This is a genomic window from Sulfitobacter sp. R18_1 (assembly GCF_017743915.1).
In the GTDB taxonomy this organism is placed as follows: domain Bacteria; phylum Pseudomonadota; class Alphaproteobacteria; order Rhodobacterales; family Rhodobacteraceae; genus Sulfitobacter; species Sulfitobacter faviae.
The window spans coordinates 1-21,826 of record NZ_JAGHRG010000013.1 but is presented as its reverse complement, the minus strand read 5'-3'; the positions used below and the strand labels follow the sequence as shown (position 1 = coordinate 21,826).

The window sequence follows — 21,826 nt, the reverse complement described above, 5'->3', positions numbered from 1 at the left end:
GACAAGACATGGCAAATTATGCAAATCTGCCCGCACCAACGCCCGAAGGCGGGCTGAACCGCTATATGCAAGAGATCCGCAAGTTCCCGCTGCTGGAGCCTGAGGAAGAATACATGCTGGCCAAACGCTGGGTCGAAGAACAAGACACCGAAGCTGCGCATAAGATGGTCACCTCTCACCTGCGCCTCGCGGCGAAGATCGCGATGGGCTACCGCGGCTATGGATTGCCACAGTCCGAGGTGATCTCGGAAGCGAACGTCGGCCTGATGCAGGCGGTGAAACGTTTCGATCCTGAGAAGGGCTTCCGCCTTGCCACCTATGCGATGTGGTGGATTCGCGCCTCGATTCAGGAATATATTCTGCGGTCGTGGTCGCTGGTCAAGCTCGGCACGACGTCGGGTCAGAAAAAGCTGTTCTTCAACCTGCGTAAGGCCAAGAACAAGATTGGCGCGCTGGAAGAGGGCGATCTGCGCCCCGAAAACGTGAAAGAGATCGCGACCCAGCTTGGCGTGACCGAGGATGAGGTCGTCTCCATGAACCGGCGGATGTCGGGCGGGGATGCCTCGCTCAACGCCACTGTCGGGTCCGAAGGCGAAGGCACGATGCAGTGGCAAGATTGGTTGGAGGATGAAGACGCCGACCAAGCGGGCGACTATGCCGAGCGTGACGAGTTGGAGACCCGGCGTGAGATGCTGGCGGAGGCTTTGGACGTGCTGAACGACCGCGAGAAGGACATTCTGACCCAGCGTCGCCTCTCGGATGAGACGGTCACGCTCGAAGACCTCTCGGCGCAATACGATGTCAGCCGCGAGCGGATTCGCCAGATCGAAGTGCGCGCCTTCGAGAAGCTGCAAAAGCGGATGCGCGATTTGGCGAAGGAAAAGGGCATGTTGGCGGCCAGCTAACGGCTGAACCAGATGATGCAGAAGGCCCCGCTTCTTTGAAGCGGGGCTTTTCTTTATTAGCTTCGAGGTTCGACAAGCTGGCTTTCGAGCCTTGCGACTTCTTCGAAACAGGCGCCGATCGTGCCCGACTGCATCGCCCGGGCAGCGGCTTGCAGCACCGCCCGCAGATGCACGATCTGAGGTTCCGGCGCGGTGTCGAAATCACGCAGGGACCATCTGATCAGCCGCCAATAGGCCGCGCGAAAGGCGTCGCTCAGGATCGGATTTTCGATCATCTCCGATAGGGCGTCCAAAAGCCGGGCGCGGATGTCGAAAAAGGCCTCAGCATTGTCCAGCGGGGCGAGGTCCATCATGCCCAGAATCCCGGCGAGCGACATGAAGTGCGCCGGTGGGGCGGGGGAGGGCACTGCACATTTGCCGGCCGCTTCGATAATCGCCACAGCCGCGCGGATGTCATCCGCGCGCATGGGCGCGTCCAAAGGGGTCACGACAGACCCCACGCCGGATTTCACGGCGATCATGCGTTCATAGGCCAAACGTTGCAACGCTTGCCGGATGGGCGTGCGGGACACACCGAAACGCTGGGCGAGGGCCACCTCATGCAGCATGCCGTCGGCGATATTGCGGTTCAGGCAGATGTCCGTCCGAAGCGCCTCTGCAATCGCCGCGCTGGATTTGACTTGGGTAGACATTGCCCGGCATCCTTCGTCTGTTCGGTTTTACCTATTTAACATGTATACAGGTGGCCTTGCTGTTACTCAAATTCTATGGATGTTTTTATGTCTCGTGATGTGCCTTTTTTCGATATTGAAGCGACCTCGATACGCGCCGTTATCCCCACCCCCCGCGGCGGGCATTTGGCGATGACGGGTTTTCCGGGGCTGTTGGCCCATGTGGATGGCAGCGCTTACCTCGATCCTCAACAGATGCGGGAAACCTTGGAAGGCCTGCGCGCGGCTGGGGCGCGTGAGTTGCTGGTTCTTACCGAGAAGGCCGAGCTTCCTGACGGAGCTTTTCCCCTGATTTCAAAGGCTTCACAGTCTCTTGGTTTAAGGCTCTCCTTCGCGCCGATCAAAGATTTCAGCGTCCCTTGCAACAGATTCCTAACCGAATGGCCCGCACACCGGGCGCGCATTGAGGCGGCGCTAGAGGCGGGTGAGACAGTCGCCCTTTCCTGCCAATACGGCGCGGGGCGCAGTGGGCTGATCGCGGCGTGGTTGCTGATCGGGGCCGGAATGCCCGCCGCGGAAGCCATCGCCTTGGTGCGCAGCCATTTCCCCGAAGCGATCGAAAACCAGCTTCAGGAGAACTGGCTGCTAGAGGTCGAAAAGGAGAGGTAGATCGCCCTTTCGCACAGGAGGTGTGAAAAAAGTTTGGTGAATTATACGTTTGCCCCATTGTCGGCAAGTTCTTGCCCCATTTCTGCCACAATTGAGCCCGACAACATGTATACAGGTTGGGCAGAGGCGGCACCTCAGGGAACGCAAAGGCCCATAGAAAGGGAAGATAAGCGACCAGACGATTAGGAAGAGGATCAGATATGCCAAGCCGCTCCACCGCGCCAGAAACACCCGGCCCCATCACGTCCCTCAATGCAGGGGACATTCTCCGCCGCAAACGCAGCTATGATCCCGTCACCGTTGGTCACCCGTCCGATGAATGCCCCGTCACACTTACCATCTGCGACGCCCGATTTCACAGTGTACACTATGCCCGCGACTTTGGCCGGGTCGAGGCGATGGTTGAAGTGACCTATACCTGCCATCCCGCCGCCATGCCGCAAAGGGTCTACCTGCGCACCAGCGTTCCGCTGCGCCCTGCCGGCCAGCGACAAGAGCTTCGCCGACGGCTCATTCAAAGCGCCGTCACCCTGTCCACCCTGCTAAACCGCTTGAATGGAGGAGATACGACCCTGCGTGCTGCTTGACTCACAGCCCAATGCCTAGCAACTGCACCCCCTTTTGGGGGTGTTTTTTTGTTTGCGCGACCCCATCTAATTACCCTTGGGGCGAGGGCCATATCCCGGGTGAAGCCGTGACAAGCCGCCGCTGCGCCCCATATCTATGAAGTGAACCGCATGAGGAGGGCGCAACATGGCAGGTGGATGGACACGCGATGGCGCGGTGAGCGAGCAGATCGAAGCCTCCATTTCTGACGAATTGGCGCGGCTAAAAGCACGCCGCGCGCCGGTGGGCGAGAGCCGCACCCATTGCGCGGAATGCGAAGAGCCGATTCCAGAGGCGCGGCGCATGGCGCTGCCGGGGGTGAAGCTTTGCATCGACTGCGTGCGGGAACGAGACGGGCAGGCGCAGATGCGCGGCGGAATTAATCGGCGAGGCTCGAAAGACAGCCAGTTGAAGTGACCTCAAGGCCGTTCTGCCCGCCGTCTGCGGCGAAGGGAGCGCCAGCGCCGAAATAGCCGCACATCCATCGCCGCCACCATGAGGCCAAGCGGCAGCATCCAGAAGCCGAGGATCGGCAAGAACCCGAGGATGCCGCCGCAGATGAGCAGCAGGCCGAGCGCAAATCTAAACCCGGGCGGCACCCGCCGCTGAATCCAGACAAAGAAGGGGGCGAACCTTTCTTTCATGCGCTCGGCGCGGGACATCAGTCCTCCATCGCTTCCAATTCATCGATCATGTCAGAGATCATCGACAGGCCCTTGTCCCAGAATGCCGGGTCGCTGGCATCAAGGCCAAAGGGGGCGAGCAGTTCTTTGTGGTGCTTCGATCCGCCCGCTTTCAACATGTCGAAATACTTCTCTTCAAAGCCCTCTTCACCATCCGCGTAGACGGCGTAGAGCGCGTTCACCAGACCGTCGCCAAAGGCATAGGCATAGACGTAGAAGGGCGAATGCACGAAGTGCGGGATATAGGCCCAGAAGGTCTCGTAGCCCTCCATGTATTCGAAGGCCGGCCCGAGGCTTTCGGCCTGAACGCTCATCCACAGCGCGTTGATGTCGTCGGGTGTCAGCTCCCCGCCGCGGCGCGCCTCATGCAATTTGCACTCGAAGTCATAAAAGGCGATCTGGCGCACGACCGTGTTGATCATATCCTCGACCTTGCCCGCCAGCAGCACCTTACGCTCGGCTTGGGTCTGCGCCTTGTCGAGCATCTTGCGGAAGGTTAGCATCTCGCCGAAGACTGAAGCTGTCTCGGCCAGTGTCAGCGGGGTGGAGGAGAGCATTTCGCCCTGATCGGCGGCCAGCACTTGGTGCACGCCGTGGCCCAACTCATGCGCCAGCGTCATCACGTCGCGCGGTTTGCCGAGGTAGTTCAGCATGACGTAAGGGTGCACGTCCGTCACCGTGGGATGCGCGAAGGCCCCGGGCGCCTTGCCGGGTTTCACGCCCGCGTCGATCCAGCCCTTGGTGAAGAAGGGCTTGGCCAGTTCGCCCATGCGCGGATCGAAGGCGTTGTAGGCCTCCATCACGGTCGCTTCGGCCTGCGCCCAGTCGACCACCTTGGGGTCTTCCATCGGCAGCGGCGCGTTGCGGTCCCAGACCTGCATCACATCAAGGCCCAGCCATTTGCGCTTAAGCTCATAATAGCGGTGGCTCAGCTTCGGATAGGCTTCGACCACCGCGTTGCGCAGCGCCTCGACGACCTCGGGTTCAACGTGGTTGCTGAGGTGACGGCCTGTCTGCGGCGTCTCCATACCCCGCCAGCGGTCGATGACCTCTTTCTCCTTCACTTGCGTGTTGTGCACGCGGGCAAAGGTGCGGATGTTGCGGCCCAGCACATTGGCCAACTCGCGCGCACCGGCCTCGCGCTTGGCGCGGTCAGGGTCGGTCAGCAGGTTCAGCGTGCCTTCGATGTTGAGCGTCTCGCCCTCGACCTCGAACTCCAGCCCCGCGATGGTCTCGTCGAACATCCGCTCCCAAGCGTCGCCGACGACGCCGAGATCGTGCAGGAACTTCTCCATCTCGTCCGACAGCTGGTAGGGCTTCATCGCGCGGATGCGGTCGAAGACGGGCTTGTAGCGCGCAAGATCGGGGTTCTCGTCCAGCAGTTTGGCGAGGTGATCGTCGGGCAGCTTGTTGAGCTCCAGCGTGAAGAACACCAGCGGCGTGGTGTAATCGGTGATCTTCTCCTGCATGTCGGACATGAACTTGGCCCGGCCCGCGTCGGTGGTCTGCTGGTAGTAGCGCAGGCCCGCGAAGGACATGATGCGCCCGGCGACCTGATTGATTTTCTCGTTGCGCAGCACGCAGTCGAGCAGACCCTTGGCATCCAGCGCGGCCAGATTGCCTTCGTAATCGGCGGCGAAGCTGGCGCAGGCTTCCTCCAGCCAGTCGAGGTCGCGTTTCAATTCGGGCGCGTCCTCACTGGTATAGAGATCGCTCAGATCCCATTCCGGCAAATCGCCAAGGTCTTTGCCCCCGGCGCTGGCGTTGGCATCGTGAAGCGGGAAGGGAAGCTGAAACATCGGTGTACCTCATTTGCGTTTCGTCACATCTATGCCTCCGGGCGGGCCGGAACAACCTATCCGTAGATGCGCAGCATTTCTTTCAGATCGTCGAGGGTGTTGGCCTCTTGCAGCGGCTTGTCCTTGCGCCAGCGCAGCATCCGCGGAAAGCGCAGGGCGACGCCGGATTTATGGCGCGGGCTGGGCTGGATGCCCTCAAAGGCGATCTCGAAAACATGGTGCGGCGTAACCTGCCGCACCGGGCCGAAGCGCTGCTGCGTGTTCTTGCGCACCCAAGCGGTGATCTGGCGGAACTCGGCATCGGTGAGGCCGGAGTAGGCCTTGGTGAAGGGCACCAGATCGTTGCCGTTCCAGACCGCGAAGGTGAAATCGGTAAAGAGGTTCGCGCGGCGGCCCGAGCCCGATTGCGCGTAGATCATCACCGCGTCGATGGTCAGCGGGTCGAGCTTCCATTTCCACCAGTCGCCCTTTTTGCGGCCCGAAAGATAGGGGCTGTCGGCGCGTTTCAGCATCAGCCCCTCGGCCTGCGCCTCACGCGCCGTTTCGCGCAGGGTGGCGAGTTGATCCCACTTGGTGAATTGGTGTTGGGGAGAGAGACGCACGGGTGCGTCTTCGGGCAAATCGGCGGCGGCTTCTTCCAGCAGCGCACGGCGCTCGGCAAAGGGGCGGTCGCGGATGTCTTCGCCCTGCCATTCCAGCAGGTCGTAGGCGTGCAGCACGACAGGGGCTTCTTTCAGCAGCTTTTTCGGCACCGTCTTGCGTCCGATGCGGGCTTGCAAAGCATTGAAGGAGGAGGGGAATTCCGCCCCCGGCTGCCAGACCAGCAATTCGCCGTCGAGCACGGTGCCCGGCGGCAGGTGATCGGCGGCGCGGGCCAGTTCGGGGAAACGGTCGGTCATCAACTCCTCGCCGCGCGACCAGACGAAATAGTCGCCGTCGCGCAGGATGAGCTGGCCGCGGATGCCGTCCCATTTCCACTCGGCCCGCCAATCGCTCGGATCGCCCAAGCCTTCCGGCCCGTCCTCCAGCGCATAGGCGAGGTAAAAGGGGTAGGGGCGCGAGGCGTCGGCGCTGGCGTCCTCGGCCTCGATCAGGCTGTGCCATGTGACGTCGTCGGGGTGCCAATTGCCCATCAGGCGGTGCGCCATCTCCGCCTCGGGCCGACCAGTGGCGCGCGAGAGGGCGCGGGTCATCAGCTTCTGGCTGATGCCGATGCGAAAGCCGCCGGTGATGAGCTTGTTGAAGAGGAACCGCTCGGTGCCGCCGAGTTGCTGCCACGCCGAAAGCACGAATTCCTTGCGCGCCGTGTCGTCGACATCCTTCAGCCCGCGCAGGGCGTTGATCCACGAGGTGAGCGTGCCGGTATCCTCGCTCTCGACCGGTGGCAGGACCAGCGCGATGGTCTCGGCCAGATCGCCGACGATGGCGTAGCTGTCCTCAAAAAGCCACAGCGGCACGCCGGATGCCTCGGAAGCCCATTCGCGCAGGCGGGTCGTGGTGACGGCGCGTTTCGGGCGGCGGCCTGAGAAGAGCGCCACGGTCCAGAGCCGGTCGTCCTCGGCGGCCGTAGTGAAATATTCGGCCAGTGCTGCGACCTTCACCGTGGTCTTGGTGGTCTGGTCGACGGCGTTAAAAAGCGCGGCAAAATCCTTCATTCGCTGTCGCCTCCGTCGCCTTCGAACTGGGTCGGTACGACTTCGGCGTTCCAGCCCTGATCGTTCAGGTATCGCGTGAAGATGTCGGTGTAACCATGCGTGACATATATGTTTTCCGCGCCGGTCTCGCGAATCGCCCAGAGCAGCCCATGCCAATCCGCATGGTCCGAGATGACAAACCCCCGGTCGCCCGCCCGCCGCCTGCGCACCCCGCGCAGCGCCATCCAGCCCGAGGCGAAGGCGCTCTCCTGCGCGCCAAAACGCCGCGCCCATTGGCTACCGAGCGCAGAGGGCGGGGCCAGCACCAGCGCGCCGGGATGCTCCTTGGGGTTAAGCTCGGGCGTGACCAGCGTGGTCTCGGGCAGGGTGATGCCTTGGCCGCGCAGCACCTCGTTGGTGTTCTCCACCGCCGTGTGGGTCAGGATCGGGCCGATCTCGGGGTCGAGCATCGACAGCAGCCGCTGTGCTTTGCCCAGCGAATATGCCCCGAGGAATGCGGTCTTGCCCGCCGCCTTGCAGCCCGCCCACCAGTCGTTGATCTGTGCGGCCACCTCGGCCTGTGGGGCCCAGCGAAAGACCGGCAGGCCAAAGGTGCTCTCGGTGATGAAATGGTGGCAGCGGACCGGCTCGAAAGCCTCGGACATGCCATCGTCGATCACCTTGTAATCGCCCGAGGCGACCCAGACCTCGCCACCGACCTCAACCCGGATCTGCGCGCTGCCGGGGACATGGCCCGCGGGGTGGAAGGAGACCGTGGCCCCGCCGATCTGGCGCGTCTCGCCATAGGCGATGCCCTCGATGGCGATCTCGCCCAACCGGTGGCGCATAACGGGGAGCGCAGCATGGGTCGCCAGGTAGCTGCCCATCCCGTCGCGGGCGTGGTCGGCGTGGCCATGGGTGATCAGCGCCCGGGCGACGGGGCGCCAGGGGTCGATGTAGAAGTCACCGGCGGCGCAGTAGATGCCGTTTTCGGTGAAGCTGAGGACGGGTTCGCGTGTCATCCAAAGCAAACTAGGCGGCGCGGGCCGATTGCACAGGAAAATGACGCGGACGCGAGGTTAAGGCGCGGCGTTAACCGGTGATATTGCCTAGATAGAGCTTTTCCAGTCCGTCGAAGATCGGATTGCGCAACTCGGGCCTCTCCAACAACACCTCATGCTCGCCGCCCGGTACGATCTCAAGCCGCCCGCCTTTCCACTGCGCCATGCGCTTGTGGATGCGGTCGGTGGCGACGATGCGCTCGTTGCTGCCAAGGTAGGTGACGCAGGGAATGTTGGGCGCCGAGCGTCCGGCGAGGTGTTTGGTCTCGGCCAGTGCCTCGCGCAGCCAGACGAAGCTCGGGCCGCCGAGGCTCAGCTCCGGATGGGCGGCCAGTTGATCGCGCATCATGTCGTACATCTGCGGATCGGTGGTCAGCAGGTTGTCCTCGAAAGGGGCGATGGCAGGGTAGGCTTCGATCTTGGTGCCCGGGGGCAGGCGGTGGCCCTGTCCGACCCGCGGCATGAACTGCGCCAAGGACCATGCGAGCGCGCGCAGATGCGGGACGACATAGATGCCCCACATCGGGCCGGTGAAGGCGACGGCCTGCACCGGCAGCCCTTCCATCACGGCACGCAGGCCGATGCAGCCGCCCATGGAGTGGGCCAGCAGGAAATAGGGGCGCGGCAGGTTCAGGCTGCGCGCGGCGCGCAGCATGGCGGCGACGTCTTTCTGATAGTCGCTGAAAACATCCACATGACCGACGCGCGCGTCGGGCAAAAGCCGATCCGACAGTCCCTGACCGCGCCAGTCGATCGCCATGGTGGCAAGGCCGCGCCGCGCGAAATCGGCGGCGCAAAGCCCGTATTTCTCGATATATTCGGTCCGCCCGGGAAAGAGCAGCACCGTGCCCCGCGCGCCTGCGCAGGGCCAATGACCCAGCCTGATCCGCTTGCCATCCGATGTCTCGGCCCAATGGGCTTGGCCCCCTTCGGGGCCGGGGGCGATATCGGTGTAAAGCGGCGCCGGGTCCAGATGCATCAGCCGAGAACAGCGGCGAGCTTCATCGCCATGCCCATGTCGCCGTCGATCTTGAGCTTGCCGGTCATGAATGCGGATGTGGGGTTGGTGTCGCCTTCGAGGATGGATTGGAAGGTTTCGGCATCCGCGCTCAGCGTCACGTCGGCCTCTTCGTCCGCCGCGCGGGCGCCGTTTTCGTCCATCATCACGGTGCCTTCACCTTCGATGTCGAACTTGGCCGTGCCGTCAAAATCGCTGCCGGCCAGCTTTTCGTTCAGCACCACTACCGCTTCGTTCACAATATCGCTCATCGCTCGCCCTTTTTTGGCATTTGGCCCCGCTACGTCTGGAATTGCGGCGGCAGCCTGTTACATTCAGTTTTGTTATGCGCATCATACCCGTCAACCTCAAACATACCGTTGCGGCAGTTGGTAGCTTTGTGTTGCTTGCGGGCATGGCCGTGGCCGAAATGGCCCCGCCCGAGCTTATGCAAAAGCTGCGCGAGGCCCCGGCGGAGGAGGCTCCCAGAATTGCCCATGAGATCGAAGCGCATTGGCAGCGCTCCGGTTCGGCTGCGATGGATTTGCTGCTGACGCGGGGGCGGGAGGCGATGGCGGATGGCGATGCACGTTTGGCGATCGAGCATTTGACCGCGCTGACCGATCACGCCCCCGGATTCGCCGAAGGGTTTCATGCGCGGGCGCAGGCCTATTACGGGGCCGACCTCTATGGCCCCGCGTTGGATGATCTGGAGCGGACGCTGGCGCTGAACCCCGACAATTACAACGCGATTTTCGGCCTTGCCGTGATGATACAGGAGTTCGGAGATCTGGGCCGCGCGGCCGCACTTTACCGCAAGACGCTCGCCCTCAACCCGCACCACGAAGACGCCCTCGCGGCCCTTGAGGGGCTGCGCCGGGACGGCATCGGGCGCGAGCTTTAATTCAAGGATAGACAGGTGGCAGGCAACAAGCGCGTCGTGGCCGTTCTCGGCCCGACAAATACCGGCAAGACGACCTATGCAATCGAACGGATGCTGGCCCATCGGACCGGGGTGATCGGCCTGCCGCTGCGGCTTTTGGCGCGCGAGGTCTATGACCGGATCGTCAAGGCGCGCGGCCCCTCGGTGGTCGCGTTGGTCACGGGCGAAGAGCGGATCGTGCCGCCGCGCACGCAGTATTGGGTGTGCACTGTCGAGGCGATGCCGCAAGAGATGGGGGCGGACTTCGTGGCCATTGATGAGATCCAGCTTTGCGCCGATCCCGAGCGCGGCCACGTCTTTACCGACCGTCTGCTGCGCGCGCGCGGCCTGCATGAGACGCTGTTCATGGGGAGCGATACCATGCGCGGCACCATCGCGGCGCTGGTGCCGGGGGTCGATTTCATGCGCCGCGACCGGATGAGCGAATTGATCTATGCAGGTCAGAAAAAGATAAGCCGAATGAAGCCGCGCAGCGCAATTGTCGGCTTCTCGGTTGAGAATGTATATGCCATCGCCGAGCTGATCCGCCGCCAAAAAGGCGGTGCAGCGGTGGTGATGGGCGCACTCTCTCCGCGCACGCGCAATGCGCAGGTGGCGATGTATCAGAACGGAGAGGTCGACTATCTGGTTGCGACCGATGCCATCGGCATGGGGCTGAACCTCGACGTTGATCATGTGGCCTTCTCGGCGCTCAGTAAGTTTGACGGGCGGCGGATGCGGCCCTTGGCCCCGAATGAACTGGCCCAGATCGCGGGGCGGGCAGGGCGCGGGTTCAAATCCGGCACTTTTGGCACCACCGGGGACGCGCCTGCGCTGGACGATCACGTTGCCCGCGCGATCATGGATCACAACTTCACCCCGCAGAACAAGATCAACTGGCGCAACCACGCTCTGCAATTCGGCAGCATTGACCGCCTGATCAAAACGCTGGAAATGCCCCCCGAAGACGAGCGGCTGGTCAGGGCGCGGGAATCCGACGACCTGCGCGCGCTCAAGGCACTGGCGCAGGTGGATGAGGTGTTCGCCCGGGCCACGGATGGCGCCTCGGTGCGGCTTCTTTGGGATGTCTGCCGCATTCCTGATTTCCGCGGCATCAGCCATGCGGAACATGCCGGTCTGCTCGAAACCATTTTCAACGATCTGCACCAGCGCGGATATATCCCCGACGATTGGCTCGCACGACAAATCAAACGAATTGATCGAACCGATGGCGACATTGATGCGTTGTCCAAACGACTCGCGTTTATCCGCACATGGACCTACGTTGCGCAGCGCAAGGGCTGGACAAAGGACGAAAGCCATTGGCGCGACACGACGCGTGTCGTAGAAGACCGCTTGTCGGACGCTCTGCACGAGCGTTTGACGCAAAGATTTGTAGATCGGCGCACGAGTGTATTGCTGCGCCGGCTTGGACAGAAGGAAGCCATGGTGGCCGATGTAAACGAGACCGGTGAAGTCACCGTTGAAGGTGAATTTGTAGGCAAGCTGGACGGGTTCCGCTTTCGGGTGGACAAGGGCGCGGGTGCGGCTGAAGACAAAACGGTGAAAACCGCCGCATTGCAGGCCTTGGCTCCGCAGTTCCATCTGCGCGCCGACCGGTTCTACAACGCCCCAGACACCGAGATTGATTTCACCGAACAGGGCGGCCTCATGTGGGGTAGCGCTGCGGTGGGCAAACTGACCGCTGGCAGCGACGCGCTGAAGCCGCAGGTCGAAGTCTTTGTCGACGATATCGCCGGGCCTGAAGTGGCGGAGAAGGTGAAACGCCGCCTCCAGCACTTCATCGACCGCAAGGTCGCGGCCCTGTTCGAGCCGCTTTTGGGGCTGAGCAAGGATGACACGTTGACCGGTCTGGCCCGTGGCTTTGCTTTCCAACTGGTTGAGAATTTTGGCATTCTGCCCCGCGCCCAGGTGGCCGAGGATGTGAAGGCGCTGGATCAAGACGCCCGTGGTGCGCTGCGTAAACATGGCATTCGTTTTGGACAGTTCACCATCTTCATGCCGCTGATGCTCAAACCCGCGCCGACACGTCTGCGTCTGGTGCTGTGGTCGCTGGCCAAAGGGCTGAACGAATTCCCAGAATCCCCCCCGCCCGGTCTGGTGACCATCCCGGTCGAAGCCGAAGCGCTAGCCGGGGCCGACACCATGTCGGGCTACCGCAACGCCGGCAAACGCGCGATCCGCATCGACATGCTGGAACGTCTCGCTGATATGCTGCGGGCCGAAGATTCGCGGGGCGGGTTCGAGGCCAAGCCGGACATGCTGTCGATCACCGGCATGACGCTTGAGCAATTCGCCGACCTGATGGAAGGGCTGGGCTACAAGGCCGAGAAGGATGAGCGGACCAAGGTGAAACCGGTCGATGTGGTGATGCCCAAAGACGGCAGCCATGACGCGATGGACCCTTCCGCCGATACAGTGGTGCCCGAGAAGCTCGACAGCGATCTGCCCGGTGACGACGCAGCCGACAAGCCGATCATGGATGTCGCCGCCGAGGAACCTGCAGGCGGTATCATCGAAACCCCTTCGGATGAGACCAACCCCGATGACCGCCCTGCGGATGTGGCGCAGATGCCCGACGATGGCATCGCCCCCATGGCCGATGTGGCCTCCGACGAGCCTGAGATCGACACCAACATCCCCGAAGTGCCGGCGGAAGAAATTCCGCAGGGCACCGCGCCCGACGCCGATGTCGCCGGGCCGGAGATGGAGACCTATTACATCTTCACATGGGCCCGCAGCCCGCGCGGCAATGGCGGTGGCAACCGTCGCGGCGGGGAGCGCAATCAAGGGCAGGGCAAGCCGCGTGGCAAACCTGCCAAGGCCAAGGGGCGCAAGCCCGGCGGGGACAAAGGCGGCAAGTCGCAGAACTTCTCTGCCCGTCCCCCGCGTAAGGAAAAGCAGATCGACCCTGACAATCCCTTTGCCGCCGCGCTGATGGGGCTGAAGGACGACAAGTAAGTGGAGGCGGGCGCGAAACTGCGGCTGGACAAATGGCTGTGGCACGCCCGCTTTTTCAAGACCCGTTCGCTCGCTGCCGCGCAGGTGGCGGGCGGCGCGGTTCGGATCAACGGCACGCCGACGCAGAAACGCGCCAGCAACGTCGGCCCCGGCGATGTGCTGACCTTTTCGCATGGCGACCATGTGCGGGTGATCCGCATCGAGGCGATCGGCCATCGCCGCGGCCCGGCCCCCGAAGCGCAGACGCTCTACACCGATCTGTCCCCGCCGCAGCCCAAATCAAAGGACAGACAGCCCGAAAATCCCGGTTTTGAGGGAAAGGGCCGCCCGACCAAGCGCGACCGCAGGCAGCTTGATCTTTCTAAGGCGCGCCACCTTGAATGATCCCGCGCCCCGGTTTAGCTAGTCCCTCACATATCCAGCCAGAGTTTCCGCATGACCTATATCGTGAATGACGCCTGCATCGCTTGCAAATACACCGACTGCGTCGAGGTGTGCCCGGTGGACTGCTTCTATGAAGGCGAGAACATGCTGGTGATCCACCCCGATGAATGCATTGATTGCGGCGTTTGCGAGCCCGAGTGCCCCGCTGATGCGATCCGCCCGGACACCGAGCCGGATATGGAAAAATGGGTGGAGTTCAACCGGAAGTATTCCGAACTTTGGCCTGTCATCATCACCAAGAAAGACCCGCTGCCCGAAGCGGAAGAGATGGATGGCAAAGAGGGCAAGATGGAGCTCTTCTCCGAAAAACCGGGCGAGGGCGGCTAAGGCACGGCGATTCGCGCTTTGTTGCGCCTCTGTGACCTCAACTTTGCGTGTTAACCCGCTGAATTGACCGGGAAAGCGCCGATGGCGGCTTGGGGGCGCTTCCGAAAGCCGTGATTCTGTGCTATAGTGTCTTCAAGCTGTAACACACGAGCCTGATAATGTTTCGACCCTGCTGCCAAGGTTGACCTCACATTTCTAACTCAAACGCACCCGAACGCAGACCGCTCAGGCTGCGCTTCGCATGCGTTTTACGTGCTGTTCAGGTGTCTGAGTTAATGGCGGGGCTTCCCCCGCGCGCCAAGGAGCGATCTATATGACCAAATCGAAAAAGCTTGATTTCCGCCCCAATGAATTCGTCGTCTACCCTGCGCATGGCGTCGGGCAGATCGTCTCGATTGAGGAGCAGGAAGTTGCCGGCATCGCGCTGGAGCTCTTCGTAATTTCCTTTGAAAAAGACAAGATGACCCTGCGGGTGCCGACCCATAAGGCGACCGAAATCGGCATGCGCGCCCTGTCGACACCCGATGTGATCAACCACGCGATGAAGACGCTCAAGGGCAAGGCCAAGGTCAAGCGCGCCATGTGGTCCCGCCGCGCGCAGGAGTATGAGCAAAAGATCAACTCCGGCGATCTGATTGCCATTGCCGAGGTGGTGCGCGACCTGCACCGCACCGACGACCAGCGCGAGCAGAGCTATTCCGAGCGTCAGCTTTATGAAGCGGCCCTTGAGCGCCTGACCCGCGAAGTGGCCGCTGTTTCGGGGGGCGATGAACTCGCTGCCGCAAAACAGGTTGGCGACGTGCTGGAAAGCCGTGTGGCCGCTTAAGCGGTGCACAATTTAAGATAAGGCCGCGTCCCTTCCGGGGGCGCGGTTTTTTTATGGAATGGCCTGCCAGCCGTAGGCCATCATCTGGCAACCGATCAGCAGGGCGATCTCGGTCACCTGTTGGGTCGCACCCAAAACATCGCCGGTCTGCCCGCCGATCTTGCGTTTGGCGATCTGGCGGACCACCAGCGCGGCAAGCAGCGCCAAAACGGTCAAGCGCCATGCGGAATAATCCGGCGCCAGCACGATCACGACCACGCCGATCAGCACCGCCACCGCTGTCGCCAATTCACCGGGGCGGCCCGTGCGGTCAGACAGCCCGTCGCGGCGCGCAGTGGGCAGGCTGTCCATCACCCAGACCATTGCCGCCCGCGATCCGCAGGAGGCGACGACCAGCGCCCAGATCAGCGCCTCATCCGTGATCAATTCGCTGATGAGATACCAACGCAGCAAAAGCGACAGCACCAGCGCCACGACGCCATAGGTGCCGATCACGCTGTCTTTCATGATTTTCAGGCGCTTTTCGCGGGTCCAGCCGCCCCAGAATCCATCGGCGCAATCGGCAAGGCCGTCTTCATGCATCGCCCCGCTTAGCATCACCAGCGTCAGTAGCACGAAGGCGGCCACCAGCGGCGGCGTGGCGCCCAGGCGCGTCAGCGCCACACCGACGGCCCCGGCAATCAGCGCCAGCACGATCCCGACCAAGGGATAGGCCCAAGCGCTGCGGGCCGGGGGGCGGTGCGGCTCGGTCGGGAAATGGAAATGCGGCAGGGGCAGGCGGGTCAGCAGGGCAAAGGCCACGGCGATGTCGCGGGGCCGGAAGGCCTGCCTCAGGGCGGTGATGTCGGGAATGGCCATTATTTCGCCCCTTCGGCACTTTCAGCGCCGACAGGCTAAGGCTAGAAACGATTGAATATCAATCCGCAAAGGGCCGCATATGAACACGTCTTTCGCCAGTCTTACCGAATTTCGCAGCCTGCTGCGTGCGATGCCCGCCTGCGACGATGCGGCGATGGCAGAGGCGCGGGCCCATGACGCCATGCTGACCAAACCCCCCGGCGCGCTTGGCCGGTTGGAGGACCTCGCGGTCTGGTATCGGGGCTGGCGCGGCGGTGCGCGGGCCGAGATCGCCGCGCCCCAGATCATCGTGTTTGCAGGCAACCACGGGGTCGCCGCGCGGGGCGTTTCAGCCTTTCCGGCAGAGGTGACGGCGCAGATGGTGTCGAACTTCGAACAGGGCGGGGCGGCGATTAACCAGATCGCGCGGGTCAATGGCGCGAGCCTCGACGTGGTGCCGCTGTCCTTGGACAGGCCCACCCAAGATTTCACCGTCGCGCCTGCGATGGCGGAAGACGAATTCGTCGAGGCGCTGCGGGCGGGCTGGGAGGCGGTGAATCCCGAGGCCGATCTGCTTGTCGTGGGTGAGATGGGCATCGCCAACACCACCTCGGCGGCGGCACTTGCCACGGCGCTTCTGGGCGGCGGGGCGGAGTTCTGGACCGGGCGCGGCACCGGGGTGGATGACGCGGGCTTGTCACTGAAGACCGAGGTCGTGGCCGAGGGTGTCGCCCTGCATGCGGACAAGGGCGATGGGCTAGAGCAGCTGCGCCGCCTCGGGGGGCGGGAATTGGCCGCGATGGCCGGAGCTTTGGCGCGGGCGCGGGCCTTGCGCATCCCGGTGATCCTCGACGGGTTCATCTGCTGTGCCGCCGCGCTCAGCCTCGCGCGCACGGCACCCGGCGCGCTGGATCACTGCGTCGCGGGGCATCTCAGCGCGGAAAGCGGTCACCGGCGGCTCTTGGGCGCGTTGGACAAGGAGCCGCTGCTGGAGTTGAACCTGCGTCTGGGGGAGGGCTCTGGCGCGGGCTTGGCGATTGGCATCCTCAAGACCGCGCTCGCCTGTCACGCGGGCATGGCCACCTTCGCCGAAGCGGGCGTCAGCGACGCATAGGGCGGTGCGGGTGGCCCCCCGAAGGGGCTGCCCGGTTCAGGCGCTTTCGTTGCCCTTGTCTTCGCCAAGGTTGAGAAAGGCGGTCTCCAAATCCTTTTGCAACTCCTTCGCCCGGGCCACATAGGCGGCGTTCTGCGAAGGCGGCACATCGGGCCGCCATAGCGCCGCCAATTCGCGGACCGAGACCCGGTCGTGGGCGTAGAAGAGCTTTTGCGCCTCATTGGCCTCGAAATCCGAAAGCCCCATATTTTCTAACACATAGCGCCCGGCCCGAAGCGAGCTGTCGAACATTTCGCGCACGATGTCATTCGATCCGGCCTGATAGTGGCGATAGACCTCCTCGCGGTCGCGCGCGCGGCTGACGATATGCAGGTTCGGGTTCTCTTTGCGCGCGTAGGAGATCAGAGAGACCGCCGATTTCGGATCATCAAGGGCCACCACCAAGACGCTGGCGTCTTGCAGCCCCGCTTTGCGCAGGATGTCGGGCCGCGTCGGATCGCCCAGAAACCCCTTAAAGCCAAAGCGCCGCATGACGGCGATGGTCTCGGGGTTATGGTCCAGCACGACGGTTTGAAACCCACTGGCTTGGACCATCCGGTTCACCATCTGGCCAAAGCGCCCGACGCCCGCGATGATCACCGGACCGCTGCTGTCGATCTCATCGGCGATGACAGGGCCGCCGTCGTCAAGGCGTCGGCTGATCAGGTCGTGCAGGATGAAAAGCAGCGGCGTGATTAGCATGGTTAGGGCCACGACCAGCAAAAGCGTCTCGCCAATCGGGTCGGGAATGACGCCGGTGGCGAGGGAAAAGCTGACCAGCACAAAGCCAAATTCCCCGGCCTGCGCCAGCGCCAGCGTGAAAAGCCAACCGTCGCGGCCTTTGAGGCGGAAGAGGCGGCCCAGTACCATCAGGATCAGCGCTTTGACGATGATAACCAACAGCGCCATGCAGATCAGGATGAGCGGTTTTTCGAACAGCAGAACAAAGTTGATGCCCGCCCCCACGGTGATGAAAAACAGCCCCAAGAGCAGCCCCTTGAAGGGTTCGAGGTCGGTTTCCAACTCATGGCGGAACTCGCTGCTGGCCAGCACCACGCCCGCCAGAAAAGCGCCGAGCGCGGGCGACAGGCCGACCACGGTCATCAGCGAGGAAATCCCCACCACGATCAGCAGCGCCAGCGCGGTATACATCTCGCGCAGCTTGGCGAGGTGGATGTAGCGGAACACCGGGCGGGTCAGGTAGATGCCTACGAGGATGATCGCGGCCACGGCCCCGATGGTGACCAGCGTAACGCCCCAGCCCGGCAGGCTTTGCACGAAGGTCTGCGCGGCATGGGCGACCTCCCCGGCATGGCTGCCCTCGGCCCCGTGATGGGCATTCTCCACCGCCTCAGGGTCGAGCGAGATTGACCCATCAGGCAAAAGCCCGCCCGGAATGCCCGTGGCGAGCAACGGCAGGAAGGCGAGGATGGGGATCACCGCGATATCCTGCGTCAGCAGGACAGAGAAGACGGAGCGCCCGCCTTGGGTTCGCATCAGCCCCTTTTCCGAAAGGGTTTGCAACACGATGGCCGTCGAAGACAGCGCCAGTGTTAGCCCGATTGCCAGTGCCACGCGCCACGGCTGGTCGTAAGCCATGGCGATGGCCATGAGCGCCGCGGTCGACAGCAGCACCTGCAAGCCCCCCAAGCCCAGCAGGCGGTGGCGCATGTCCCAAAGCGCGCGCGGCTCCAACTCCAGCCCGATCAAGAAGAGCATCATCACAACGCCGAATTCCGCGAAATGCTGCACGTCCTTCGTCTCGGACCCGACGAGGCCCAGCACCGGCCCGATCAGAATGCCCGCCGCCAGATAGCCCAGCACCGACCCCAGCCCCAATCGCGCGGCGATGGGCACGGCAATCACCGCGGCGGCCAGATAGACGGAGGCTTGGAACAGGAAACCTTCCATTGCGGTCCTCTTTCAGCGTCAGGTGGGCAGCGGCCCGTCCTGTTTCAGTTGATCCATGACAATCTGGCTATGCACCCGGCTCACGGCCTGATGGGGCAGAAGAACGTCGTGAATGAGCCTGTTCAGGCTCGGCAGATCGTCACAATAGACCCTCAGGAGGTAGTCTGCATCCCCCGTCATCGTCCAAGCGCTCACAATCTCGGGACGGGTGGCCATGAGCCGGGCAAAGCTCGCCGAATGTTCCGGCCCGTGGGTGCCCAGATGGACCTGCACGAAGCCCTGCACGTTCAGCCCCATCCGCACCGGATCAAGCCGCGCGTGATAGCCGCGAATGTAGCCTTCGGCCTCTAACCGCTGACGCCTGCGACCGGCTTGGCTGGGGGAGAGGTTGAGCGTCTGGCCCAATTCCTGCGCCGTGAGGTGGGCGTTCTTTTGCAGCGCCGTTAGCAGCCGCCTGTCGATCTCGTCCAACATGGTGCGCGAACTCCGCATAATTTTCACCCAGTATGCGGTAGATGCGCGAAGATGGCCAGATCAATGCCTGCATACGCGCAATTCGCGCGGCGGTTGCGGCGTAGACTGGGGCAAATCCCAAAGCAGAGGAGACTGACATGGGCCCTTTCCCGCATGACGCCCCGAAATCGCAGATCACGGCAGAGAACCCCGCCGGCACCGATGGTTTCGAGTTTGTCGAATTTGCCAGCCCCGACCCGCAGGCGCTGCGCGATGTCTTCACCAAAATGGGCTATGCCCATGTCGCCAACCACAAGACCAAGAAGATCGAGCTTTGGCAGCAGGGTGACATCACCTACGTCCTGAACCACGACCCCGAGAGCTTTGCCGCGCGTTTTGTCGAAGAACACGGCCCCTGCGCCCCCTCCATGGGCTGGCGCGTGGTGGATGCGCATAAGGCGCTGGCGCACGCGGTGGCCAATGGTGCCGAGGAATACAAGGGCGATGGCAAGGTGCTCGACGTGCCCGCGATCATGGGCATCGGCGGCTCGCTGATCTATTTTGTTGATCAGTATTACGACACTTCGCCCTACAACTGGGAATACGACTGGATCGCCACATCCAAGCCCGAAGGCGTGGGGTTCTACTACCTCGATCACCTCACGCACAACGTGCACAAGGGCAATATGGACGTCTGGTTCAAGTTCTACGGCGACCTGTTCAACTTCCGCGAAATTCGATTCTTCGACATTGAGGGCAAATATACGGGCCTTACCAGCCGGGCGCTGACCTCGCCCTGCGGGCGCATTCGCATCCCGATCAACGAAGACCGCGGGGAGACTGGGCAGATCGTGGCCTATCTCAAGAAATACAACGGTGAGGGCATCCAGCATATCGCCGTCGGTGCGCGTAACATCTATGACGCCACCGATGCGATTGCCGACAATGGGCTGAAGTTCATGCCCGGCCCGCCCGAGACCTATTACAAGATGTCGAAAGAGCGGGTGACCGGCCACGAAGAGCCGCTGGACCGCATGCAGAAACACGGCATCCTGATCGACGGCGAAGGCGTGGTCGACGGGGGCGAGACGCGCATCCTGTTGCAGATTTTCTCGAAAACCGTGATTGGGCCGATCTTCTTTGAGTTCATCGAACGCAAGGGGGACGATGGTTTCGGTGAGGGCAACTTCAAGGCGCTCTTCGAATCGATCGAGCAAGAGCAGATCGACAATGGTGAGCTTGAGGCCACCTAGTCAGAAGTACATCCGGGGGAGGGAAAAGGGGCGCTGCGGCGTCCCTTTTTTGTGGTGTGACCTAGTTCGGCATCTTCAGCACGACGTTCCGACCCCGGCGCACATAGCGCAACTCGCTGTCGCCGATGGCCGAGACGCGGCCGCCGTCGATCCGGTCGCCGACCTCAACCTTTTGATAGCGCCCATTGCTGAGCCGAACCAGAGCGCGGCGGTTCGAGGGCTTGCCATAGACGCCGATCAGATTGACGTCGCGCAGGTTGATCGCATTCTTCACCGTTGCCTGTTTCGCCACGGAGGTTTTCGATGGAAAGCGCGGTTGGACCGCTTTGGGCGCGACGCTCGCGACCTGTGCAGGCGCGGCCCGGCGGGCGGCGCGTTTCACGATCCGGTCGAAATTGCGGGGCCGCGTATCGGGGCGGCGCGACTGGGTTGTGGCCTGTTTCGTCGCGTTTTGGATTGCGGGCGGCGTGGCGAGGGCGGCGGCGACCGCGCCACTGGTGTCGATGACGGCAACCTCGGGCTCAGGCGTGGCAGCGGCGAGCGCTTCCTGAGCGATTTCTTGAACGGATTTGGGCCGCAGTTGCGGGCGCAGATCGGCCAGTTCGGACCGTGTCAGCCCGCCAAGCTGGGCGCGTTCGGTCGTCTCTGCCAAATCGTCGGGGCGCGGACGGGGGCGGACCTCGGCCAAGGCGCTGTCGACCTCGGACTCAGCCGGTTCGGCGTCTGGCCGGGTCAGAGTGGCGGGGGGCTGCACGGCGGGGCGTCCGAGGTAGACCAGATGGCCATCGGGGCTGAGCGCCCCCTGCGCCGTAGGTTTGACCAAGCCGCGCGCGTCCAGCGCAAAGCGTGTGCCCGCCGCCGCCGGAGAGCTGACCGCGCCGGGGGCAATGTCGGTGCCGAACCCATCGGCGGGCGGCAGGGCCACGGCGTCTGTCGTGCTGCTGATCGGGTCGATGCTGGTGAGGTAGAGATCGTCGATATCAATCGCCGCTGCCGGGGCCGGGGGCACGTCCGGGGCGCGGGCCCAGATGCCGGTGGTGGCATATTTGGCGTCGATCTCGGCCTCGGTCATCTCTGACAGCGGGCGCGGCTCAGGGTCGCGAAGCGCGTCGAGCACGGCACCGTCTTCGTCCGTCAGACCGGCGTCCAAGGCGGCGGTTTCGATCGCGTCAGGCTCTGCCGGTTCGGGGGGCAGCACGGCGATGTCATTCTCGATTTCAGGGGGTTCCGCAGGGGCCAAGGCTTCGGCTGTGCTGCGCGGGCTGCGGTCGCCAAAGAGCCGCGAAAGCGCGCTGCCCTCGTCGAGGAAGATCGAGGCCCAAGCCGCGACACCGGCCAAGAAGACCAAAAGCGCCGCCGTCAGGATCAGGCCAAGGAAGCGCGGCTTGCCGCCGACTTCGTTCCGGCGGCGCGCGCCGAAAACGGTCATCCGCTCGGCCTCTGATGCCGGGGTGGCCGCGGCGGGGCTGGCAGGGGCGGTCCGGCGGTCTTTCGACGCTTTCGGTTTGCGTCGGCTGAGGAAGGTGCCGGTCGAGGTGGTCGCCTCAGGCGTCAGCGAGCTGCTGTCGGGCTGGGGGGCTGCGGCCTCCGTCGCGGCGGCGGCGGTGGCCGGTTCGACGGGCATCTGCGGCGCAAGCGGGGCCGCAGCGGGCGAAGGCGCGCCGACGGGCAGGGAGGCTGTGCTGGGGGCGGG

At 63.3% G+C, this 21,826-nt stretch carries 21 protein-coding genes and 1 pseudogene; 11 read left to right on the top strand and 11 right to left on the bottom strand.

The features are described from left to right. The first annotated feature begins 8 nt into the window (after positions 1–8). A complete protein-coding gene (gene rpoH, locus J7392_RS21190) occupies positions 9–905 on the top strand; it encodes an RNA polymerase sigma factor RpoH (RefSeq protein WP_209219310.1) in 897 nt (298 codons plus the stop codon). 56 nt (positions 906–961) lie between these two features. Here the strand turns inward: rpoH and J7392_RS21185 are convergent, their stop codons facing one another. Beyond that, positions 962–1,597, bottom strand: coding sequence for a GntR family transcriptional regulator (locus tag J7392_RS21185; protein ID WP_209219309.1), 636 nt, complete (start codon positions 1,595–1,597; stop codon positions 962–964). Positions 1,598–1,684: 87 nt separating this feature from the next. Here J7392_RS21185 and J7392_RS21180 point away from each other — a divergent pair, with 87 nt between their 5' ends. The 3 genes from J7392_RS21180 (at position 1,685) to J7392_RS21170 (ending at position 3,268) form a co-directional block, all read left to right on the top strand. Further along, positions 1,685–2,245, top strand: coding sequence for a dual specificity protein phosphatase family protein (locus tag J7392_RS21180; protein ID WP_209219308.1), 561 nt, complete (start codon positions 1,685–1,687; stop codon positions 2,243–2,245). A gap of 200 nt (positions 2,246–2,445) precedes the next feature. Continuing rightward, positions 2,446–2,832, top strand: coding sequence for a hypothetical protein (locus J7392_RS21175; protein ID WP_209219307.1), 387 nt, complete (start codon positions 2,446–2,448; stop codon positions 2,830–2,832). A gap of 166 nt (positions 2,833–2,998) precedes the next feature. After that, the gene (locus J7392_RS21170; RefSeq protein WP_067262455.1) at positions 2,999–3,268 is read left to right on the top strand and encodes a DksA/TraR family C4-type zinc finger protein; all 270 of its coding nucleotides are present in this window, start codon (positions 2,999–3,001) and stop codon (positions 3,266–3,268) included. Positions 3,269–3,270: 2 nt separating this feature from the next. Here the strand turns inward: J7392_RS21170 and J7392_RS21165 are convergent, their stop codons facing one another. The 6 genes from J7392_RS21165 to J7392_RS21140 form a co-directional block, all read right to left on the bottom strand. Next, positions 3,271–3,513: a hypothetical protein gene (locus J7392_RS21165; RefSeq protein WP_067262457.1), complete on the bottom strand. Its 243-nt coding sequence runs from the start codon at positions 3,511–3,513 to the stop codon at positions 3,271–3,273. Beyond that, the gene (locus J7392_RS21160) at positions 3,513–5,333 is read right to left on the bottom strand and encodes a M3 family oligoendopeptidase (protein WP_209219306.1); all 1,821 of its coding nucleotides are present in this window, start codon (positions 5,331–5,333) and stop codon (positions 3,513–3,515) included. Before J7392_RS21160 ends, J7392_RS21165 begins: the two co-directional genes overlap by 1 nt. 56 nt (positions 5,334–5,389) lie before the next feature. Further along, complete coding sequence (locus tag J7392_RS21155; RefSeq protein ID WP_209219305.1) at positions 5,390–6,988, bottom strand: ATP-dependent DNA ligase; 1,599 nt, start codon at positions 6,986–6,988, stop codon at positions 5,390–5,392. Next, a complete protein-coding gene (locus J7392_RS21150; protein WP_209219304.1) occupies positions 6,985–7,989 on the bottom strand; it encodes a ligase-associated DNA damage response exonuclease in 1,005 nt (334 codons plus the stop codon). The genes J7392_RS21155 and J7392_RS21150 overlap by 4 nt, the downstream gene beginning before the upstream one ends. Positions 7,990–8,059: 70 nt before the next feature. Next, positions 8,060–9,007, bottom strand: a complete 948-nt coding sequence (locus tag J7392_RS21145; protein ID WP_209219303.1) for an alpha/beta hydrolase — start codon at positions 9,005–9,007, stop codon at positions 8,060–8,062. Next, positions 9,007–9,297 carry an SCP2 sterol-binding domain-containing protein gene (locus tag J7392_RS21140; protein ID WP_067262473.1) on the bottom strand — a complete coding sequence of 97 codons (291 nt, stop codon included), beginning with the start codon at positions 9,295–9,297 and terminating at the stop codon, positions 9,007–9,009. Before J7392_RS21140 ends, J7392_RS21145 begins: the two co-directional genes overlap by 1 nt. A gap of 74 nt (positions 9,298–9,371) precedes the next feature. Between J7392_RS21140 and J7392_RS21135 the strand changes: the two genes are divergently transcribed. The 5 genes from J7392_RS21135 to J7392_RS21115 all read left to right on the top strand — a co-directional run bounded on the left by J7392_RS21135 (position 9,372) and on the right by J7392_RS21115 (position 14,526). Beyond that, a complete protein-coding gene (locus J7392_RS21135; RefSeq protein WP_209219302.1) occupies positions 9,372–9,929 on the top strand; it encodes a hypothetical protein in 558 nt (185 codons plus the stop codon). 15 nt (positions 9,930–9,944) lie between these two features. Beyond that, positions 9,945–12,929, top strand: coding sequence for a helicase-related protein (locus J7392_RS21130; RefSeq protein ID WP_348540722.1), 2,985 nt, complete (start codon positions 9,945–9,947; stop codon positions 12,927–12,929). After that, on the top strand, positions 12,930–13,313 hold the full coding sequence (locus J7392_RS21125; RefSeq protein WP_209219301.1) for an RNA-binding S4 domain-containing protein: 384 nt from the start codon (positions 12,930–12,932) through the stop codon (positions 13,311–13,313). It begins immediately after the preceding gene. A gap of 51 nt (positions 13,314–13,364) precedes the next feature. Then, positions 13,365–13,700 (top strand): ferredoxin FdxA, encoded by a 336-nt coding sequence (gene fdxA, locus J7392_RS21120; protein WP_067262482.1) that lies wholly within the window; start codon positions 13,365–13,367, stop codon positions 13,698–13,700. 313 nt (positions 13,701–14,013) lie between these two features. Continuing rightward, positions 14,014–14,526 carry a CarD family transcriptional regulator gene (locus tag J7392_RS21115; protein ID WP_007120274.1) on the top strand — a complete coding sequence of 171 codons (513 nt, stop codon included), beginning with the start codon at positions 14,014–14,016 and terminating at the stop codon, positions 14,524–14,526. A 51-nt stretch (positions 14,527–14,577) separates the two neighbouring features. Here the strand turns inward: J7392_RS21115 and cobS are convergent, their stop codons facing one another. Then, positions 14,578–15,384, bottom strand: coding sequence for an adenosylcobinamide-GDP ribazoletransferase (cobS, locus tag J7392_RS21110; RefSeq protein ID WP_209219300.1), 807 nt, complete (start codon positions 15,382–15,384; stop codon positions 14,578–14,580). A gap of 79 nt (positions 15,385–15,463) precedes the next feature. Between cobS and cobT the strand changes: the two genes are divergently transcribed. Beyond that, positions 15,464–16,477, top strand: a complete 1,014-nt coding sequence (gene cobT / locus J7392_RS21105; RefSeq protein ID WP_209219299.1) for a nicotinate-nucleotide--dimethylbenzimidazole phosphoribosyltransferase — start codon at positions 15,464–15,466, stop codon at positions 16,475–16,477. A 36-nt stretch (positions 16,478–16,513) separates the two neighbouring features. On the opposite strand, the gene J7392_RS21100 is transcribed toward cobT, so the two are convergent. Next, the gene (locus J7392_RS21100; RefSeq protein ID WP_209219298.1) at positions 16,514–18,427 is read right to left on the bottom strand and encodes a monovalent cation:proton antiporter-2 (CPA2) family protein; all 1,914 of its coding nucleotides are present in this window, start codon (positions 18,425–18,427) and stop codon (positions 16,514–16,516) included. A gap of 18 nt (positions 18,428–18,445) precedes the next feature. Beyond that, positions 18,446–18,901: an Lrp/AsnC family transcriptional regulator gene (locus J7392_RS21095; RefSeq protein ID WP_209219377.1), complete on the bottom strand. Its 456-nt coding sequence runs from the start codon at positions 18,899–18,901 to the stop codon at positions 18,446–18,448. A gap of 137 nt (positions 18,902–19,038) precedes the next feature. On the opposite strand from J7392_RS21095, the gene hppD reads away from it, so the two are divergent. Further along, positions 19,039–20,133: a 4-hydroxyphenylpyruvate dioxygenase gene (gene hppD, locus J7392_RS21090; protein ID WP_209219297.1), complete on the top strand. Its 1,095-nt coding sequence runs from the start codon at positions 19,039–19,041 to the stop codon at positions 20,131–20,133. 61 nt (positions 20,134–20,194) lie between these two features. Here hppD and J7392_RS21085 read toward each other — a convergent pair. After that, positions 20,195–21,826, bottom strand: a pseudogene (locus J7392_RS21085) (hypothetical protein); the annotation flags it as partial.

Bases quoted from the DNA above. Each gene is read 5' to 3' on its own strand.
- rpoH (WP_209219310.1), top strand. From the start codon at position 9: ATGGCAAATTATGCAAATCTGCCCGCACCAACGCCCGAAGGCGGGCTG.
- J7392_RS21185 (WP_209219309.1), bottom strand. From the start codon at position 1,597: ATGTCTACCCAAGTCAAATCCAGCGCGGCGATTGCAGAGGCGCTTCGG.
- J7392_RS21180 (WP_209219308.1), top strand. From the start codon at position 1,685: ATGTCTCGTGATGTGCCTTTTTTCGATATTGAAGCGACCTCGATACGC.
- J7392_RS21175 (WP_209219307.1), top strand. From the start codon at position 2,446: ATGCCAAGCCGCTCCACCGCGCCAGAAACACCCGGCCCCATCACGTCC.
- J7392_RS21170 (WP_067262455.1), top strand. From the start codon at position 2,999: ATGGCAGGTGGATGGACACGCGATGGCGCGGTGAGCGAGCAGATCGAA.
- J7392_RS21165 (WP_067262457.1), bottom strand. From the start codon at position 3,513: ATGTCCCGCGCCGAGCGCATGAAAGAAAGGTTCGCCCCCTTCTTTGTC.
- J7392_RS21160 (WP_209219306.1), bottom strand. From the start codon at position 5,333: ATGTTTCAGCTTCCCTTCCCGCTTCACGATGCCAACGCCAGCGCCGGG.
- J7392_RS21155 (WP_209219305.1), bottom strand. From the start codon at position 6,988: ATGAAGGATTTTGCCGCGCTTTTTAACGCCGTCGACCAGACCACCAAG.
- J7392_RS21150 (WP_209219304.1), bottom strand. From the start codon at position 7,989: ATGACACGCGAACCCGTCCTCAGCTTCACCGAAAACGGCATCTACTGC.
- J7392_RS21145 (WP_209219303.1), bottom strand. From the start codon at position 9,007: ATGCATCTGGACCCGGCGCCGCTTTACACCGATATCGCCCCCGGCCCC.
- J7392_RS21140 (WP_067262473.1), bottom strand. From the start codon at position 9,297: ATGAGCGATATTGTGAACGAAGCGGTAGTGGTGCTGAACGAAAAGCTG.
- J7392_RS21135 (WP_209219302.1), top strand. From the start codon at position 9,372: ATGCGCATCATACCCGTCAACCTCAAACATACCGTTGCGGCAGTTGGT.
- fdxA (WP_067262482.1), top strand. From the start codon at position 13,365: ATGACCTATATCGTGAATGACGCCTGCATCGCTTGCAAATACACCGAC.
- J7392_RS21115 (WP_007120274.1), top strand. From the start codon at position 14,014: ATGACCAAATCGAAAAAGCTTGATTTCCGCCCCAATGAATTCGTCGTC.
- cobS (WP_209219300.1), bottom strand. From the start codon at position 15,384: ATGGCCATTCCCGACATCACCGCCCTGAGGCAGGCCTTCCGGCCCCGC.
- cobT (WP_209219299.1), top strand. From the start codon at position 15,464: ATGAACACGTCTTTCGCCAGTCTTACCGAATTTCGCAGCCTGCTGCGT.
- J7392_RS21100 (WP_209219298.1), bottom strand. From the start codon at position 18,427: ATGGAAGGTTTCCTGTTCCAAGCCTCCGTCTATCTGGCCGCCGCGGTG.
- J7392_RS21095 (WP_209219377.1), bottom strand. From the start codon at position 18,901: ATGTTGGACGAGATCGACAGGCGGCTGCTAACGGCGCTGCAAAAGAAC.
- hppD (WP_209219297.1), top strand. From the start codon at position 19,039: ATGGGCCCTTTCCCGCATGACGCCCCGAAATCGCAGATCACGGCAGAG.